This is a genomic window from Actinomadura parmotrematis (assembly GCF_019458805.1).
Classification (GTDB): Bacteria; Actinomycetota; Actinomycetes; order Streptosporangiales; family Streptosporangiaceae; genus Spirillospora; species Spirillospora parmotrematis.
In genome coordinates this window covers 136,405-154,636 of sequence record NZ_JAIBOA010000017.1, presented here as the reverse complement: position 1 = coordinate 154,636, position 18,232 = coordinate 136,405, and the positions used below count along the sequence as shown (strand labels likewise).

Annotated in this window: 13 protein-coding genes; 6 read left to right on the top strand and 7 right to left on the bottom strand. The window is 76.5% G+C overall.

Going from position 1 to position 18,232, the window contains the following annotated elements; all coding sequences use genetic code 11:
- The first annotated feature begins 94 nt into the window (after positions 1–94).
- Positions 95–1,027 (top strand): XRE family transcriptional regulator, encoded by a 933-nt coding sequence (locus K1Y72_RS25090; RefSeq protein ID WP_220168910.1) that lies wholly within the window; start codon positions 95–97, stop codon positions 1,025–1,027.
- 191 nt (positions 1,028–1,218) lie between these two features.
- Here the strand turns inward: K1Y72_RS25090 and K1Y72_RS25085 are convergent, their stop codons facing one another.
- From K1Y72_RS25085 to K1Y72_RS25070, 4 genes are all read right to left on the bottom strand, one after another.
- Positions 1,219–1,380 carry a hypothetical protein gene (locus K1Y72_RS25085; protein WP_220168909.1) on the bottom strand — a complete coding sequence of 54 codons (162 nt, stop codon included), beginning with the start codon at positions 1,378–1,380 and terminating at the stop codon, positions 1,219–1,221.
- A gap of 322 nt (positions 1,381–1,702) precedes the next feature.
- A complete protein-coding gene (locus K1Y72_RS25080) occupies positions 1,703–2,623 on the bottom strand; it encodes a saccharopine dehydrogenase family protein (protein WP_220168908.1) in 921 nt (306 codons plus the stop codon).
- Between the two features lie 7 nt (positions 2,624–2,630).
- Entirely contained in the window at positions 2,631–3,527 is an 897-nt protein-coding gene (locus K1Y72_RS25075; RefSeq protein ID WP_220168907.1) for an SDR family NAD(P)-dependent oxidoreductase, read from the bottom strand.
- A gap of 286 nt (positions 3,528–3,813) precedes the next feature.
- Positions 3,814–4,473 carry a TetR/AcrR family transcriptional regulator gene (locus K1Y72_RS25070; RefSeq protein ID WP_258573629.1) on the bottom strand — a complete coding sequence of 220 codons (660 nt, stop codon included), beginning with the start codon at positions 4,471–4,473 and terminating at the stop codon, positions 3,814–3,816.
- 164 nt (positions 4,474–4,637) lie between these two features.
- Here K1Y72_RS25070 and K1Y72_RS36590 point away from each other — a divergent pair, with 164 nt between their 5' ends.
- Positions 4,638–4,766, top strand: coding sequence for a hypothetical protein (locus tag K1Y72_RS36590; RefSeq protein ID WP_258573628.1), 129 nt, complete (start codon positions 4,638–4,640; stop codon positions 4,764–4,766).
- Positions 4,767–4,860: 94 nt separating this feature from the next.
- The gene (locus K1Y72_RS25065; protein WP_220168906.1) at positions 4,861–8,454 is read left to right on the top strand and encodes a WD40 repeat domain-containing serine/threonine protein kinase; all 3,594 of its coding nucleotides are present in this window, start codon (positions 4,861–4,863) and stop codon (positions 8,452–8,454) included.
- A gap of 12 nt (positions 8,455–8,466) precedes the next feature.
- On the opposite strand, the gene K1Y72_RS25060 is transcribed toward K1Y72_RS25065, so the two are convergent.
- From K1Y72_RS25060 to K1Y72_RS25050, 3 genes are read right to left on the bottom strand one after another with little or no spacing between them, the layout of a single operon-like run.
- Complete coding sequence (locus K1Y72_RS25060; protein ID WP_220168905.1) at positions 8,467–10,446, bottom strand: DUF4132 domain-containing protein; 1,980 nt, start codon at positions 10,444–10,446, stop codon at positions 8,467–8,469.
- Positions 10,443–13,652 carry a DUF4132 domain-containing protein gene (locus tag K1Y72_RS25055; protein ID WP_220168904.1) on the bottom strand — a complete coding sequence of 1,070 codons (3,210 nt, stop codon included), beginning with the start codon at positions 13,650–13,652 and terminating at the stop codon, positions 10,443–10,445. Before K1Y72_RS25055 ends, K1Y72_RS25060 begins: the two co-directional genes overlap by 4 nt.
- Positions 13,653–13,688: 36 nt before the next feature.
- Positions 13,689–15,062: an FAD-dependent oxidoreductase gene (locus K1Y72_RS25050; RefSeq protein WP_220168903.1), complete on the bottom strand. Its 1,374-nt coding sequence runs from the start codon at positions 15,060–15,062 to the stop codon at positions 13,689–13,691.
- 154 nt (positions 15,063–15,216) lie between these two features.
- Here K1Y72_RS25050 and K1Y72_RS37335 point away from each other — a divergent pair, with 154 nt between their 5' ends.
- The 3 genes from K1Y72_RS37335 (at position 15,217) to K1Y72_RS25035 (ending at position 17,910) form a co-directional block, all read left to right on the top strand.
- Positions 15,217–15,762: a CGNR zinc finger domain-containing protein gene (locus K1Y72_RS37335; RefSeq protein ID WP_220168902.1), complete on the top strand. Its 546-nt coding sequence runs from the start codon at positions 15,217–15,219 to the stop codon at positions 15,760–15,762.
- 118 nt (positions 15,763–15,880) lie between these two features.
- Positions 15,881–17,305: an FUSC family protein gene (locus tag K1Y72_RS25040; RefSeq protein ID WP_308287216.1), complete on the top strand. Its 1,425-nt coding sequence runs from the start codon at positions 15,881–15,883 to the stop codon at positions 17,303–17,305.
- 38 nt (positions 17,306–17,343) lie between these two features.
- The gene (locus tag K1Y72_RS25035; RefSeq protein ID WP_220168901.1) at positions 17,344–17,910 is read left to right on the top strand and encodes an NADPH-dependent FMN reductase; all 567 of its coding nucleotides are present in this window, start codon (positions 17,344–17,346) and stop codon (positions 17,908–17,910) included.
- The last annotated feature ends 322 nt before the right edge of the window (positions 17,911–18,232 follow it).

The window sequence follows — 18,232 nt, the reverse complement described above, 5'->3', positions numbered from 1 at the left end:
GAAGTCGCGACGTTCCCACCCGAACGCGCCGAGGGCCATGTAGCCACTGCGGCCGCTCGGGCCGTACTGGGCGGCGCTCGACGACCCGCCGGACGTGCCCGCCCGGCCGCTCCCCCTCCTCCGCGACGACCTCGACGCGGTGGACGCGGCTCTCCGCACGGCCGACTACACGACGGTCATGCGTCTCCTGCCGCCTCTCCTCGGCGAGCTGTGCGTGCGCTCCGCCGGTCCGGAGCCCGCACGCTCGACGGCGCTCCGCCTGCTCGTGAAGGCGTACGGTTCGGAGGCGGTCTGCGCGCTGCGGCACCTGGGCGCCACCGAACTGGCCTGGATCAGCGGCGAGCGCGGCCACCGGGCCGCGGCCCTGCTCGGCGACCCGGTCTGGTGCGCCGCGGCCGCCTACGGCCGCGCCCACGCCCGCAGTTCCATGAACCTGCCGTGCGCCCTGATGACCACGCCCGAGGCGGCCGACGACGTGGAACCGCACGTCGGCGACGACCGTTTCGCGCGACAGGTCTACGGGATGCTGCGTCTCTCCGCCGCCCTCACCCGCCAGATCCAAGGCGACCACGCCGCCGCCGACGCCCACGCCGAGGAGGCGGCGCGCATCGCCGCGCCCCTGGGCGACGACCCGCACGCCTGGGAACTGTTCGGCCCGGCCAACGTCGGCGTGTGGCGGGCGTCCCTGGCCGTGGAGGCGGGCGAACCCGGCCGTGCCCTCACCTACGCCGACGCCGACGCCGACGTCCCGCAGGCCCTGGCCTCCGGCGACCGCCGGGCCGCCCTGCGCCTGGAACGCGCCCGCGCGCACGCCATGCTCGGCGACCACCGCGCGGCGGGCGCCGAACTCCGGCACGCCGAACGCCTCTCCCCCGAACAGGTGCACCACCACCCGCTCCTCCGCGAGCTGGTCGCCGACCTGCTGCTCAAGCCCGGCGGCCGCGAGCTGCGCGGCCTCGCCTGGCGCATGAACCTCATCCGAGCACGGTTTCCGGCGGAGAACCTTCGCCTCGGCCCGGCGCCTTAGCGTTCCCCATCTCTTACCGAACGTGATGGGAAGGGCGGTGGGCTGGGATGGCGCTTTCTCGCGGGCCGGTCACCTTCTACTCGTGGAGCGCGGGCCGGGCGGGCGGATCGCCTACGTGGACCTCGGCCTCGTCGCGGTGGCCGTGGCCGGCGGTGGCGCCGGTCCGGGCTGACGTCCGGGTCGGGAGCGGCTCAGCCGAGGTCGGCGTCGGTGCGCAGCGGGTTGCGGCGGATCGCGGACGAGGCGGCCGGGACGTCGGCGACCTCCCACGCCTCGGGCAGCGGGTCGCTCCCGTGGGCGGTGCGGGCGGTGTCGGCGGTGGTGACGTCGGCCGGGTGCTCGGGCTGGGCCATGACGATCGCTCCTTTGCGGATCGCGGATGACTGGACGGTCATCCTCATGCCCGGACGAGCGGTGTCCAACCGGACACGTTGCGCGAGCTCACGGCGCCGCGCCCGGCCCGGCCGGTACGCGCGCCCCGCGTCCGGCCGGGCCGTCGGCGCCGGGGCGACGGCCCGCGCCGGTGGGAGGGTCCGTCACGGCCTCCGCCATGGCGGGCGCTCGGGTCGCACGGGCGCGCCCGTCCCGCGTCCGGTAACCCCTCCCGGCCGAGCCTGCGCGCTCCCCCGCCTCCGGTACAGGGCCGAAGGTCCCGACGCCGGCGCGGACGGCGGTTCAGCCGAGTTCGATGCCCTGGTGGGCGGGCAGGTCGCGGAGGGTGAGGACGTGGTGCAGGTGCCGCGTCCCGGGAGGCAGGCCGGGCGCCAGGCGGGCGGCGGCGGCCGTCACGATCGCCGTGCCGCGCGACTGGCCGCGCCCGCGCGCCCACCGGACGGTGCCGTCGTGGCCGCGGGCGAGCAGCAGCCAGCCGTCGCCGCCGGGCGGGTGCACGCCGCGCGGCGCGCGGGAGGCGCCGGGCAGCCAGGTGAGCGCGGCGAGGGCGGCGGTCGCCGTCCGCGAGTCGAGGCCGAAGTAGGTGCGGACCGGTACGCCGAGGTCGCGGCTGAGGGCGTGCTGGTCGGAGAAGTCCAGCCGGTAGAGCCGGCGGCGGCCGAGGCCGGGCAGGTCGAACGCCCGCGGCCGGGTGAGGTTGCGGATCGTGTCGCCGCCGTGGTGGAAGCGGCGGCCGAGCAGCCGGTAGGTCCAGTCGGTCGCCGCCGGCCCGTGCCGGTCGCCGGCCCCGAGCAGGACGGCGACGTCGACCGGTCCCGGCGCGGCGCGGTGGACGTCGGCGGCGAGCAGGTTCGTCAGCCCGGGGGCGAGCCCGACGCCGAGCAGCACCGGACGCGGCGGGTCGAGCCGCTCCAGCTCGGCCGTGTAGGAGGTCGTGGCGGTGATGTCGACGAACGCCGCGCCCCGCGCCGCCGCGAGCTCCGCGAACCGCGGGTCCTCGGCCCCCGAGGCGTTGACGACGACGCCCGCGCCGTCGAGGGCGGCTCGGTAGGAGCGCAGGCCCGGCTCGGCGAGGTCGACGCGGCGGTCGGCGCGGGCGGCGTCGCGGCCCGCCGCGAGCGCCTCGTCGCCGCCGTCCCGCAGCAGCGCGACGATCTCGCGGCCGACCGCCCCGTACCCGCCCAGCACCAGGAAGGTCGCCATGGCCGCCTCACGCCGTCCCGGCGGTGAGCCGCTCGGCGGCGTCCCACAGCTCGCGCTCGCGCGCCGGGTCGTAGGACGCGGCGGAGGACCGGGCCGGGCGGCGCCGGTCCACGTAGGACCCGGTCGGCGCGGCGATCGCGCCGAGGACCACGTCCGCCAGGCGGCGCCCCGCCGTGCCGGGGCCGGTCGCGAGCGGCGTGGCGGCGAGCGCCGGCAGGATCCGGCGCATCGCGAAGCGGGCGAGCGGCCCGGCGTTGCGGGCGAGGCCGGTGCCGGGGACGAGGCCGGGGTTGTAGGCGACGGCGTCGATCCCGGCCGGCAGGCGGCGGGCGTACTCGTGGACGAGGTGGACGGCGGCCAGCTTGCTGGTGGAGTACGCCGTGCGACCCGCGCCCGTGCTCGCGGGCTTGGGGAAGGCGCCCGGACGGGCCAGCGCGTCGGGCTCCCGCCAGCGCGGGCCGGGGACCATGCCCAGGTTGTGCCGGACGTCGCCGAAGTGGGTGTCGCTGACGGTGACGACGACGCGGGCGGGCGGCGTCAGGCGGTCCTGGAGCAGCCGGACGAGCAGGTGGTGGGCCAGCACGTTGACGGCGAACGTGGCCTCGAAGCCGTCGGCGCTCTCGGTCAGCGCGTCGGTGTGCTGGACGCCCGCGTTGGCGACGATGCCGCGCAGCGGCGGCAGGGCGCCGCTCGCCAGCCGTTCGCGGACGGCGGCGGCACCCTCCCGGACGCTGCGCAGCGAGCCGAGGTCGGTGGCGATGTGGACGATCTCACCGGCGTCCGGCGCCGTCGGGGTCCGGCCGAGGACGACGAGGCGGACGCCCGGCGCCCGGCGCAGGATGTGCCCGGCGGTGGACCGGCCGATCCCGCGGCTCGCTCCGGTCATCACGATGGTGGATCGCATGGCCTCCCCCAGGGCTCCCCGCGGCCGAGTGTTCCACGCGCCGCCGCCGGCGGGAAGGGGAGACGACCATCAAAAAGACAAAAATGTTCCCCTAACGCGACCCGCGACGCCGAGCACGTCCCACCACCCGCGACCCCCCGGTCATCAACGGTTGAGATGCGGAGTGTTGGGCACTTTCGATCGCCAGAAGGCCCAACACGCCGCATCTCAACATGGGGCGACCGGGTGGTCATCGTCAGCGGCGGGACGGGCGGGCGGGACGGGCGGGCGGGACGGGCGGTTCCGGTCAGGCGTCCACCGGGGCGGTGAAGACGCCGGCCTCCCAGAGCGTGCGGACGTACTCGACGATCTCGCGGCCGATGTCGGCGAGCCGGTCGGGCCGGTCGGCGGCGGCGGCGTTGCTGACCAGCGACGCCCCGGCGGCGACGACCATCCGGCAGGCGAGCAGCGCCTCGGGCGTGGCCGCGCCGAGCACGTCGGCGTGCGTCTGCACCAGGAAGTCCTGCCCCTCGACGCGCCGCGCGACGGCGGCGGGGCCCGCCGCGAACACCTCCACCAGGAACAGCCGCGTGTAGGACCATTCGGCCCGCAGCGCCTCCAGGTAGGCGTTGAACCCGCGCTCGTAGCGCTTCAGCGGGGGCGACGGGTCGTCCGGGCCGTCGTCCAGGCCGCCGGGGCCGAGCGCCTCGAAGACCCGCGCCACCAGGCGCTCGGCGGCGCGGTCGTAGGTGGCGAGGAAGCAGTCCTGCTTGGAGGAGAACAGCTGGTAGAAGCTCTGCCGGGAGACCCCGGCGAGCTTCAGCACGTCCGCCACCGACGTGGCGGCGTAGCCCTTCTCCGTGACGACCTCGGCCATCGCCTCGCAGAGGCGGCCGCGCTGGACGCGGGCGACCTCCTCGGGCGGCAGGGCGGTCCGCCCTCGCGGCAACCGTCGTGACGTGGGCATCGGCCCAGTTTAGGGCAGCGGGCACCGCACTTGAAGGCACGGCGATTTCCCCGGGCGTTCACCGAACCTCCGCCGGGCCGCGCTCGTCGTACCCTTCAAGTAGACAGAATTGTTCTTCTGGGTTGGCGGCCACCGGGCCCCGCCCCGACCGCGAGGGAGAGCTCATGGACCAGTTGCTCCACGTCCTGGTGGCCGGCGCCATCGGCGGCGGCCTGATCGGCCTCGCCGGAGCGCTCGGCCAGTCCCGGCGGCGCCGCGCCGAGGAGCGCCGCGAGCGCCGCCGCAACGCCTGACCCCACCCCGCACCAGACCCCCCGCCGACGTGTCCGGCCGGGCCGCCGCGGCCCGGACCGGCCACCGGTCCCCCTCCCCCGAGGAAGTGATGACGTGAGCACCCCCCTGCTCGAACGCGACCCGAGGCAGCTCGGCGGCTACTGGCTGGCGGCCCGGCTCGGCGCCGGCGGCCAGGGCGTCGTCTACGAGGGCTACGACGTGCAGGGCACCCGCGTCGCGGTCAAGGCGCTGCACACCGACGCCGTCGACGAGGCGTTCCGCGACGGCCTGCGCAAGGAAGCCGCCGCCCTGCAGCGCGTCGCCCCGTTCTGCACCGCCCGGATCCTCGCCGCCGACCTCGACCACGCCCCGCCCTACATCGTGAGCGAGTACGTGCCCGGCGCCGACCTGCAGAGCTGGGTCGACCGCACCGGCGCCTACCGGCCGGACGAGCTGCACCGCCTCGCGATCGGCGTCGTGACGGCGCTCGCGTCGATCCACCGCGCGGGCGTGGTGCACCGCGACCTGAAGCCGGCGAACGTGCTGCTCGGCCCGGACGGCCCGCGCGTCATCGACTTCGGCATCGCGCGCACCGAGGAGATGTCGCGCAGCGCCACCGGGTCGATCAAGGGCACGCCGCGGTGGATGGCGCCCGAGGTGTTCCGCGGGCACCGCCCGACCCCGGCCGTCGACGTCTGGGCGTGGGGCGCGATCGTGCTGTTCGCCGCGACCGGCAAGGCTCCGTTCGACGGCGACACCCTGCCCGTCCTCATGCACCAGATCACCACCCTGCGGCCCGACACCGGCGTGCTCGCCGAACCGCTGCGCGGCCTCGTCGAGGCGGCGCTCCGCCAGGATCCGGACGAGCGGCCGCGCCCCGAGGACGTCCTCGCCGGGCTCATCGGCGGCCGGCGGCCCGACCCGCTGGAGGCCGGCAAGCAGGCCGCCGCCGGGACCGTCCAGCCGTCGATGACGTTCCCGCCGACGCTCGGCGCCCTCGCCGAGCGCGCCTACGGCGGGCTGGACCCGCAGGCGCGGCAGGCCGTCCCGCGCATCCTGCTGCGCATGCTCGCCGCGCGCGCCCGGGCGGGCGACGTCCTCTGCACGGTGCCCGTCGGCGACTTCAGCGACGGCGACGCCGACCCCGGCACCGTGCACCGCGTGCTCACCGCCTTCGGCGACGCCGGCCTGCTCCACGGCTCCGGCGGCACGGTCCGGCTGACCACCCCGGCCCTGCTGCGCGCCTGGCCGCGCCTGCGCGAGTGGTTCGAGGCCGAGCGCGACGGCCTGGACCACCACCACGTCCTCGCCGACGCCACCCACCGCTGGGACGGCGGCGGCCGCAAGCCCACCGACCTGCTGCAGGGATCGCGGCTGGACGACGCGCTCGGCTGGGCGTCGGCGGGCCGCCGCCACATCACGCTGAACCCCGCCGAGCGCGACTTCCTGAAGGCGTCGGTCGAGCAGACCCGCCGCCGCGCCCGGACCCGCACCGCGGTGACCGGCGCGCTCGCCGCCCTGCTGCTGGTCGCCCTCCTGGCGGGCGGCACCGCCGGCGCGCAGAGCTGGAACCTCGCCAAGGCCAACGACACCGTCTCGGCGCAGCGCGACTCGGCCGTGGGCCGCCAGCTCGCCGCCCGCGCCCTGCAGCTCCGCCGCACCGACCCGACGCTCGCGCGCCGCCTCGCCGTCGCGGCGGCGTCCCTCGCCGGGGACGTCCCCGACGCCCACGACGCGCTGCTCGCCCTGAACTCCCAGTGGGAGCGCGACATCTGGGCGCCGCCGGGCACCGACGGCTCGTGGAACCAGGTGTACCCGGCGGGCGGCGGCCCGACCGTGTTCTGGAAGCCCGCGACCGGCAGGATCATCATCGCGGACGCCGGCGCCCGCCGCGTCGTCCGCACCCTGGCGGTGACCGGCGCGCCGCTCGCCGGGATGGACCTCACCCTGGACGGCGCCCGCCTGTTCACCCTCCAGAAGGACGGCACCCAGGTCTTCTGGGACGTGGCGACGGGCGCCGCCCGCCCGCTGCCCTACAAGCACCCGGCGGGCGCCGGCCTCTGGCTCAGCCCCACCGGCGCGAAGCTGGTGCGCACGCTCGACGGGCAGATCACGGTGGTGGAGGCCGCCACCGGCCGGGAGCTGTTCCGCGCCGCCGGCAAGAACAGCGTGTGGGGGCCCGCGATGTCCCCCGACGAGCGGTCCATGGTCATGCCGCTGGAGGCCGGCAAGGACCGGATGCGCCTCGCCTGGTGGGACCTCGCCACCGGCAAGGAGCTGCCCGGCGCCCACAGCCGCCCGCACCAGTACCCGTTCGCCGACGCCCGCCAGTTCCAGGGCACGACGTTCAGCCCCGACGGCCGCTTCCTCGCCACCCGCGTCGGCGACACCATCGCCGTCCTGGACGCGCGCACCCGCGAGGTACGGACGACGCTGAAAGTCCCGAACGGCGTGGACGCACCCGACCTGGACTTCAGCCGGGACGGCCGCTACATCGCCATGGACATGACGATGTGGAGCACCGAGATCGGCACCGGCGAGGGCCCGTACCTGCACTACACGCCCGACGCGATGTGCAACGGCACCCGTTTCGGCCGCGACGGCACGACCCTGCGCTGCGTCGACGAGCAGGACCGCGTCCGCACCATCGACGTGTCCGCCTTCACCGGCGGGATCCGCTTCGCCGAGCTCAGCGCGCACTCGGCGATCAGCGGCGACGGCCGCACGCTCGCCGTCGCCTCCAGCTCCTTCCCCGGCACCGTGCAGGTCTGGGACACCGCGACCGGCGCCCGCCGCGGCGACCTCGCCGTCGGCCACCCCCTCAGCGGCGGGACGGCCCTGTCCCCCGACGGCCGGTTCCTCGCCCTGCCCGGCGAGGCCGGGGCCATCGAGGTCTGGGACGTGCGGGCCCGCACCCGGCGCACCACGATCGCCGCCGGGCCGCCGCCCCTCGCCGGCCGGCCGCTGCCGTCCTTCTCCCCCGACGGCAGGGCGCTGGCCGTCCTCACCTCCACCAAGCCGAGCGTGCTGACGTTCTTCGACGCCGCCACCGGCCGCCGCCTCGGCGAGGCCCGCGCCGCCGCGCAGCGCTCGACGGTCGGCGACGCCGACATCCGGATCGTCTGGAGCAAGGACGGGCGCCGCGTCGTGTCGGCCACCGACCTCGGCGTCGTCGCGTTCCCCTCCGGCCGCACGGCCGTCCCGCCCGGCGCGCTCGGCGCGCCCCTGGTGAGCCGGACCGTGCAGGCGCTGAACCCGCAGGGCGTCCTGGCGACCGTCGAGGGCGTGGTGAACCAGCGCACCCTCATCTTCTGGGACGCCGCCACCCTGAAGCAGCGGGGCGCCCCGGTCCGCCTGCCCGAGGGCAAGACCCCGATCACCGCCCTGTCCCCCGATGGACGGCTCGCCGCGACCGCCGACAGCAAGGGCAGGATCGACGTGTGGGACGTGGCGACGCAGCGCCACCTCGGCCTCGCCCTCACCGGCCACACCACCGGCACCGACACCGTGATCGACGCCCTGGCGTTCAGCGCCGACGGCACCCGCCTCTACAGCGTCGGCGAGGACGACGCCAAGCTCGTCACCCACCTCGTCGGCACCCGCCCCCTCCGGGCCGCGCTCTGCAAACAGACCGGCGGCCTCACCCGGCGGGAGTGGGACCGGAACGTCCGCAAGGACTACGGCATCCCCTACCGCGCGACCTGCTGACGGGGCCGGCGGTCAGGAGGTGAGGGCGGTGAGGTCGGCGAGGATCTCCGAGGCGGTGATGGGGCCGAGGTCGCCGAAGGTGCCGCGGGAGATGCGGACGGCGGTGAGGGTGTTGTCGGGGAACAGGTCCACCAGGCCGACCGCGATGCCGGGGTCCAGGTCGATGACGACCTCGCTGCCGTCGTCCAGCGGCAGCGTGAGCTCGTGCTCGACGCCGCCGTCCTGGGGGACGCCGCGCTGCCAGTCGCGGCGGGTGAGGCCGAGCAGCCGGCCCGTCGCGACCTTCGCGCCGGCGAACCGGTCCAGCCGCGACGCGCCGCGCTCGGCGTCGGTGAGGCGGTGCACCGGGCGCGACAGCTGCGCGAACGGCTGCAGGATCTCGTAGTCGACGAACACCCGCGCCCACGCGGCGACGTCCAGCTCCACCGGGTGCGCGAGCCCGATCGGGCCGCCCGCCGACAGCTCGTAGGGGTCGTCGTGGACGTCGGCGAAGGTGCCGTCCTCGGCGATGCGGAACGCCCGGCCGCCGAGGTCGTGCCAGACCAGGCGGGAGGCGATCCGCCCGACGATGGCGTGCCCGGCGACGTGGGCGCGGAAGTCGGCGGGCGCCCAGGTGCGGCCCGACGTCATCGCCCACTCCAGCCGGGCGAGCTGGTCCGACACCACGCCCCGCACGTCCTTGCGCAGGTCGGCGAGGCGGCGGCGGGCCGCCTCGGCGAGCGCGGCGTCGTCCTTCAGGCCCGGCTTCGGCAGGCCCTTGCGGGGCTTGCCGTCCTGGAGCACCTGGAGGCGCAGCGCGGCGTCGAGGCCGACGGTGAACGAGCGCGGACCGTAGTCCAGGACGACCGTGTCCAGCCCGAAGTCGGGGACGAGCCGGTCGAGCAGCTCGGTCAGCGCCATGCCGCGGGCGGCCGCGACCTCCTCCAGCCGCAGCCAGGCCCGGTCGCGGAGCGCCGGGTAGGGGGTCTTGCCCGCGATGCCGTACAGGTGGGCGAGGGCGAGGTCGGTGCCGATCTCGGCGAGGACGCGCGCGCCGAGCGCGGCCCGCTCGTGGCCGCTCTGCTTCGGCCACTCGCGCACCAGCGGGGCGAGGCGGCGGGCGGCGGCGTCGTCGCCGTACCGGCCGAGCGTCCGCATCGCCCACTTCTCGCGGGACGGCGTGCCCGCCGCGAGCCACGCCTCGAACAGGGCGAGCGCGAACGCCGCGAGGGACGCGCGGGTGAGGCCGGCGGTGTCGGCGGGCCGGTCCCCGGCGAGCGCCAGCAGCAGGTCGCGGAACCGGTCGGCGTCCAGCGGCGTCCCGTCCTCGCGCGCGGGCGCGGGCAGCATGTCGGGCGCCGCCCAGCGGGGCAGCCGTACCGGCTTCGGCGGCGGCCCGGCGGGCTCGGTGAGCGCGGCGACGCCCGACGCGGCCTCGTCGCCGTAGGCGGTGCGGGCCGCCGCGACGACGGCGTCCAGGCCGTGCTCGGCGGCGACGAGCCAGAGCGCCCCGTGCGCCCGGTCGCGGAGCGCCTTGCGCTTGCCGAGCGCGTCGGGCACCAGGTAGGGGACGGTGTCCAGGCCGTGGCGGGCGAACCAGGCGGCGGTGAGCTCCCGCGCGGACTTCAGGCGGAACCGCCAGTCGGCCATCGCGCGCGCCACGTCGGTGCTGAGGAACGGCATCAGCGCCGGCCCGGAGCCGAACGGGTTCTTCTTGGCGACGTGCAGGGCCGCGTCGTGGGCGTCCAGCTCGAAGCGCGCCACGATGCGCTTCAACCGGTGCGCGAACTCGTAGTTGACGTCCGGCCGCCAGGCGGCGAGCAGCGGGCGGACGAGCTCCTCGGGGCCGCAGACGAACATGTCGGACTGGTACGGGATCCACGTCAGCTTCCCGGCGAGGTAGCTCTCGACGTGGCCGGCCCAGTCCTGATCAGGGCAGGGCCCGGCGGTCCAGGCGAGCTTCTCGCCGACGAGCCAGCGCAGCTCGCGGCCCTCGGGGGCCTCCAGGTTCACGCCGTCACCCCGGTCAGGTCCTCGATGATCTCGGACGCGGTGATGGCGTCCAGCTCGGCGAGCGGCACGGTCCGCCCCTCGCGCGGCCCCCAGTCGTCGGGCGTCGTCGCCAGGTAGACCGCCTCCAGCGACTGCTCCTCGAACTCCTCCACGAGCCCGACGACGATGCCGGGGTCCAGGGCGATGACGAGGTGGCGGCCGCCGGGCACCGGCCGGCTGATCGAGCTCTGGACGCCGGCGTCCATCGGCGCGGCCCGCGACCAGCCGCGCCGCTCCAGCCCGAGCAGCCGCAGCGCGGGCACCGTGCGGTGCTCGAACCGGGCGAGGCGCGCGCCCGCCCGCTCCTCGCCGGTGAGGGCGTGGACGGGCCGGGCGAGCTGGGCGAACGGCTGCAGGATCTCGTAGTCGGCGAACACCTCCGACCAGGCGGGCACGTCCAGGTCGAGCGGGTGCGCGATGCGGACCTCGGCGTCCGCCGGCAGCTCCCACGCGTCGTCGCGGACGTCGGCGAGCGTGCCGTCCTCGGCGACGCGGAACGCCGTCCCGCCGCCGGTGATCCAGACCAGGCGGGACGTCGGGTACCGCATCAGCGGGTGGCCGGCGAACAGGGCGGTGAACTCGGCGGCCGTCCAGCGGCGCTGCGCGACCATGGCGGCCTCCATACGGCGCACCTGGTCGGCGGCGACGGTCCGCACGTCCTTCTTCAGCCCGGCGAAGCGGGCATGGGCGGCGGGCGCCTTGTCCGGGTCGTCCTTGGCGCCCGGCTTCGGCAGCGCCTTCAAGCGCTTGCCGTCCTGGGCGAGGACGTAGGGCTTCAGCTGCTCGTCGAACCCGACGGTGAACGAGCGCGGCCCGTAGTCGAGGACGAGACCGTCCAGGCCGAAGTCGGGGACGAGGCGATCAGCGAGCTGGTCGGGAGTCAGCCCGAGGCCGTCGGCGACCTCGGCGATGCGTTCCTGCGCGCGCGTCTTCAAAGCGCGGAACTTCACCTTCTGCGCGATGCCGTGCAGATGCATGAGGGCGACGTCGGTGCCGATGGCGGCGAGCACGTCCAGTCCGGTGACGGCGCGGGTGTGGCCGCCCTCGCCTGGCCAGGCCCGGATGACGGGAGTCAGGCGGCGGACGGTGCCGTCGTCGCCGGTCACCGCGAGCTGCGTGAGCGCCCAGCCGTCCTTGGACGGCATCCCGTACATGCGCCAGCGCTCGAACAGCGCCCAGCCGAATTCGGCGAGGGAGGCCGGGGTGAACAGGTCGCGGACGGCGGCGGCGCCCGCGTAGTCGTCGCCCATCGCCAGCATCGTGATGAGGTGGGCGGTCGCAGCGGGCGGCAACTCGCGGCGGCCGTCGCGGAGGACGGGCCGGGGCAGCTGCGCCGCGTCGGCCCACTCGCCGGGCCGGGGGATCCGGGCGGGGACGACGTCGAGCGGATCGGTGGCGAGCAGGGCCGCCACCGCGCCGGCGGCGGCGTCACCGTGGGCTTCGCGGGCGGCGCCGGTCACCTCGCCGGCGGAGGTGAGGGACGCGACGTGGCGGAGGGCGTTCTCGGCGGCGCGGCGCGCGGCGCCCGCCTTGCCGACGGCGGCGGGCACCAGGTAGGGGACGGCGGCCAGGCGGTGCCGGTCGAACCAGGCGGCGGCCGGGGTGCGGGCCTTCTTCAGCCGGGCCAGCCAGTCGGCGGCGAGGCCCGCGGTCTCGGGCGTCAGGTAAGGCAGCAGCAGGCCGCCGCAGACGGCGGGCTGCGCCGCGGCGTAATGCAGGACGACCGGGAGCGCGTCCAGCTCGAAGCGGGCGACGGCGACCCGCATCCACGTGTCGACGTTCCAGGAGGGGCGGGGGCGCCAGTCGGCGAGCAGCGGGCGGATCAGCTCCTCGGGGCCGCGGCCGAGCAGCAGCGCGTCCTCGCCGCCGTACCGGTAGGTGTCCTTGCGGTGCTGGGCGAGGACGGCGTCCCAGTCGGCGACCTCGCTGCGCCACGACCACTGGTAGTAGTCGGTCGCGCGCCACTCCTCGCGCTCGCCGTCGCGCCAGGCCGTCCGCCGCCCGGTGGGCGCGGTGAGGCCGGTGACGACGGCGGGCTTGGCCTTGCGCGCCCGCGTCCAGGGCGGGGAGACCAGGAGGGCGGGCAGCCCCTCGGTGTCGCCGTCGTCCGCCGGCGCGTCCGTGCCGGTGATCTCGGCGAGCAGGGCGGCGGCCCTGGGATCGGACGACGCCGGCAGCAGGCGGGCGGCGCGGTCGGGGAAGGACTTGGCCATGGCCGTGAGGGCGACGGTGGCGCCGGGCTGCGCGATCCGGCGCAGCAGGGCCCCGAACGCCCCGTCGGCGGGGATCACCGACAGCGCCTTGAACAGGCGCTTGCGCTCCCCGGCCCTCAAGTAGGGGCCGTCGAGGAGCTCCTCCAGGAACGGCAGCGCGTCCGCGCGCGCGCCGTCCACGAGGCTGGCGATGGGTCCGACGTCGAACACGTAGTGGTAGCGGCACTGCCACGCGCAGAGCGCCTTGACCTGCGCGGCGGTGCCGGCCGCGGCCATCATCATCCAGCTCGCGTGGGCGGGCCGCCCGTTGTCGTCGACCGGTTCGCGCTGGAGCGCCTCGTCCACCCAGGCGGTCTCGGTCGGCAGCAGGTAGGCGGCGACGATGCGGCGCGCGGTGCTCGTCCGCATCGGGTCGAGCAGGGCGACGGCGCGCCGGTACTCCTCGTCGCCGGCCGCCGCGAGGGCCGCGCGGACGGGCAGCAGGTTCTCCATATGGAAGTAGGTGATGCGGTCGGGCTTGCGGTAGTGCAGGCTGCGGCGCTGCTCCTGCTCGTCGGAGTGCCACTTCTCCGGCCGCGCCTCCATGTCGCTCGCGGCGACGAGCGCGGCGGCGGCGAAGGCCGGGCCGTGGTCGGCCAGCCAGGCGTGCGCGAAGGGCGTGCGGAGGTCGTTGTGGAAACCGCTCTCCCCCGCGTCGATCAGCGCCGCGACGGCCGCGGCGCCCAGCGGGGACGCCGCGCCGGCGAGGTGGGCGGCCGCGGCGCGCTCCAGCTCCGCCTCGCCCTCTCCGGCGATCACGATCCGGTCGTGCAGCGGCGCGTAGGCGTCCAGCAGGGCGCGCGCCTCGGCGGCGCGGGCCGCGTCGGCGGCGGGAGGGGGGACCGGCGTGCCGCCGCGCCGGGGGTGCAGGCGCGCGCGCCACGCGGCCGGGAGCACCGGGGAGGGGTCGTCCATGAGCCCACACCGTAGAGGACGGGGCGGACAAAAAGATCAGGAACGCAGGTCCTTCTCGACCAGCTCGGCCGCCTTGCGGGCCGCGACGAGCACCGGATCCCACACCGGCGCGAACGGCGGCGCGTACGCGAGGTCGAGGCCGGTCATCTGCTCGACGGTCATGCCGTTCCAGAGCGCGATGGCGAGGCCGTCGATGCGCTTGGCCGCGCCCTCCTCGCCGACGATCTGCCCGCCGAGCAGGCGGCCGCTCCGCCGCTCGGCGACGAGCCGGGCGCGGATCTTCGTGGCGCCGGGGTGGTAGCCGGCGCGGGTGGTGGACTCGATCGTCGCGGTGACGGTCGCGAAGCCCGCCGCGGCGGCCTCGCGCTCGTTCAGCCCGGTGCGGGCGACCTCCACGTGGCAGACCTTGGACACGGCGGTGCCGACGACGCCGGGGAAGGTGGCGTAGCCGCCGCCGATGTCGATGCCGGCGACGCGCCCCTGCTTGTTGGCGTGCGTGCCGAGCGCGATCGCGACGGGCTCGCCCGACACCAGGTGGCGGGTCTGCACGCAGTCGCCCGCCGCCCAGACGCCGTCGGTGCCGGTGCGCATCCGCCGGTCGGTGACGATGCCGCCCACCGTGCCGATCTCGATGCCGGCGGCGCGCGCCAGGCCGACGTTCGGGCGGACGCCGAGGCCGAGGACCACGATGTCGGCGGGCAGCGTCCGCTCGGCGGTGGTGACGGCGGTCACCCGCCCGCCGGTCGTCTCGAAGCCCTCGACCCGCTCGCCGAGGTGGAGCTCGACGCCGATGCCGCGCAGGGCGTCGGCGACGAGCGCGCCCATCTCGGGGTCCAGGGTCCGCATCGGCTGCTCGGCGCCGTCGACCAGGCTGACGTTCAGGCCCTGCTTGACCAGCGCCTCGGCCATCTCCAGGCCGATGTAGCCGCCGCCGACCACGACGGCGCGGGCGGGCCTGTCGCGCTCCAGGACGCGGCGGATGGCGAGGCCGTCGTCGAGGATCTGCACGCCGTGCACGCCCTCGGCGTCCGCGCCGGGCAGGTCGGGCCGGGTCGGCACCGAGCCGGTCGCGACGACGAGCCGGTCGTAGCCCTCCCAGGTCTCGGCGCCGGTCGCCAGGTCGCGGAGCCGGACCCGGCCGCGGCCGGTGTCGATCTCGACGGCCTCGGTCGCAGGCCGGACGTCGATGCCCTTGGCGCGGTGCTCCTCGGGGGTGCGCGCGACGAGGTCGCCGGCGTCGGCGACGTCGCCGCCGACGTAGTAGGGGATGCCGCAGGCGGAGTAGGAGGTGAAGTGGCCGCGCTCGACGGCGACGATCTCCAGGTCGGCGCGGTCGCGCAGGCGGCGCGCCTGGGACGCGGCGGTCATCCCGGCGGCGTCCCCGCCGATCACCAGCAGCCGTTCGGTCATCGCGCTCCCCTGTCCCCCGCGCCCCTGTCTCCGCGAGCCCGTCCCCGCGGACCGGCCTCGCACTTTATCCCCGGCACCTCCCCCACCGCGCGGCCGGTACACGCGGCGGGGCCGCGCCGGGGAGACTGGTGACCCCGAGCGGGAGGAGACGCGCGTGCACGACAGCGGGTACCGGAGCCAGGGCGTGGCCGCCGCCGTCGCGCTGGTGAACGCCGCCACCGTCCCCGGCGCGGACGCCTCGGACGAGGCGCTGCGGGCCCTGCTGCGCGCGCACGGGTTCCGCTGGAGCGAGCTGGACGAGGCGGGCGCCCGCCGGCTGCGCGCATGGGGCCGCAACCTGCGCCCGCTGTTCGAGACCGGCGAGCTGCGCGAGGCGGTGGACCTGCTGAACCGGCTGATGCTGCGCACCCCCATGCACCCGCACCTGTCGGCGCACGACGGCGAGCCGCTGCACCTGCACTTCGCGCCGCCCTCGGCGCGGTTGCCCGACCGGTTCCGCGCCACCACGCTCATGCGGCTCGCCGAGCTGCTCGCCGAGCACGGTCTCACCCGCACCGGAGTCTGCGCGGCCGGCGGCTGCGGCCGCGTCTACGCCGACACCTCGCGCGGCGGCCGCCGCCGGTTCTGCTCGGCGTCCTGCGCCAACCGCACCAACGTCGCCGCCTTCCGGTCCCGCCGCGCGGGCCCCGGGGATATTTAGCCGCGCTTTGCCCCCGGTCAGGGAACACATGGGGCCCGATCCGCTTTAGTAACCAGGAGGCACCCTTTTCGGACAGCCCGTTCAGATCGTTTCAGCACCGACCCTGGATCCAGCGCCCGTGTTCTTCCGTACCGCCCGCGCCGCCCGTGCCGCCCGCAGCGCCCACGCCGACCGGATGCCGCTGCAGGTCTCCTCGGAGCGGCAGCGCACCGTCGTCCGCATCGCCCGGCTCACCCTCACCTCGATGGCCGCCTACCTGCTGGCCCTCCGGGTCCTGCCCGAGGGCAGCCCGGCGCCGCTCCTCGCCCCGCTGACCGCCCTGCTGGTCGTGCAGTTCTCGCTGTACGAGACCATCCGGTCGGGCTTCTGGCGGGTGGTGGCCGTCACCTCGGGGGTCGTCCTCGCGGTGCTGTTCGCCACCACCGTCGGGTTCTCCTGGTGGAGCCTCACCCTGACGATCCTGGCGGCGCTGGTCGTCGGGCACGTGCTGCCGACCGGCGACCAGATGCTGGAGGTCCCGATCAGCGCGATGCTGATCTTCGCGATCGGCGCCGCCAACGAGGCCGCCGCGTGGGACCGCATCCTGGAGACGCTCATCGGCGCGGGCGTCGGGCTCGCCGCGAGCCTGCTGCTGCCGCCGGTCCGGGTGCGGCCCGCCGCCGAGGCCGTGCAGGACCTCGCCGACCGCCTGTCCCGCCTCCTCGACACCGTCGACGACCAGCTGCGCGCCGGGCTGCACGCCGACCAGGCCGACGCCTGGCAGCGCGACGCCGAGCGGCTGTTCGCCGACATCGGCCGCGCCGACCGCGAGCTCACCGCCGCCGAGGACAGCCTGCGCTTCAACCCGCGCGCCCGCCGCCTCATCGACGCCGGCGCCGCCCTCCGCAACGGCGTGGAGACGATGGAGCACTTCACCCTGTCGCTGCGCGGCCTCACCCGCGCCCTCGCCGACGCCGCGCACCTGTCGGGGCAGCGGCCGCTCGACGACGGGCCGGTCCGCACCCAGCTCGCCGACACCCTCGACGAGATCGCGCTCTGCATCGCCTCCTACGGCACCCTCGCCCGCTCCGACCTCGTCACCGACTCGGCCCCGACGGGCGCCGAGCAGACCCTCGACCGGCACATCCGCACCGCCCGCGAGCGCCGCGACCGGCTCGCCGGGCGCCTCCGCGACCCGGCGATCGGCGACGACCGGTGGGCCCTGTACGGCGAGATCCTCATGCAGGTCGACCGGCTGATCGAGCAGCTGCGGGTGGAGCACCGGGCGCACGCCCGCGAGCAGTGGCGGCGCAGCCGCCGGATGACCCGCCACCTGCCCGAGCGGCCGGCCCGGGTGATGGACCGGGCGGGCGTCGGGCTCCGCCGGGCGGCCCAGTCGGCCGCCCAGGCCGCCGAGCGCAACGCCGCGGCCGCCGACCTCGGCGCGCTGCCCTGGCGGCCCCGCGAGACCGCGCACTCCCACCACCCGCCCGAGTACCAGCAGGCCCGGACCGGGACGAGCGAGCAGCGCTCGGCGAACCACCGCCGCGACTCGGCCGCCTGACCGGCCCCCGGCCCGGCCCGGCCGCTAGCATCGCGATCATGACGTCCCCCCGGGTCCTGCTCGTCTGCGGCAGCCTGCGGGCCGGCTCCACCAACGAGGCCGCGCTCCGCGCCGCCCTCGACGCGGCGCCGCCCGGCACGTCCGGCGAGGTGTTCGGCGGCATGGGGGCGCTGCCGCACTTCAACCCCGACGACGACCGCGACCCGCCGCCCGCGCCCGTCGCCGCGCTGCGGTCGGCGATCGGCGCGGCGGACGCGGTGCTGTTCTGCACGCCCGAGTACGCCGGCGCCCTGCCCGGCTCGTTCAAGAACCTGCTGGACTGGACGATCGGCGGCGGCGAGCTGTCCGGCCGCCCGGTCGCCTGGATCAACGTCGCGTCCCCGGCCGCCCCGGCCGGCGGCGCCGACGCGCACGCCTCGCTGCGCAAGGTGCTCGGCTACGCCGGCGCGGAGATCGTCGAGGAGGCGTGCGCGCGCGTCCCCGTCACCCGCCCGGACCTCGGGCCGGACGGGCGGGTGCGCGATCCGGCGCTGCGCGACCGCCTCGGCGCGCCCCTCGCCGCCCTGCTGGCCGCAGCAGCGCGAGGGCCGGCAGAGCGGCCGTGAACGCGATCGCCGCCGCCGCCAGCAGCATGGGGACGACCCCGCCGAGCCCGTAGGGGACGCCGAGGACGGCGACGCCCGCCCCGATCGCGAGCTGCTTGACGGTGCTGACGACGCCGGAGGCGGCGCCCTCGCGTCCCGGCGGGGACGCGGTCAGGGCGACCTGCCCCGACACCAGGCTGGAGATCCCGATCCCGGCGCCGCCCGCGACGAGGCCGGGCACCATCGCCGCCCACTCCCCCGCCGTCACCGCCAGCAGCACGCTCGACAGGGCGACCAGCAGCGTCCCGGACGCGACGAGCGCGGCGGGCGGCAGCCGGTGCAC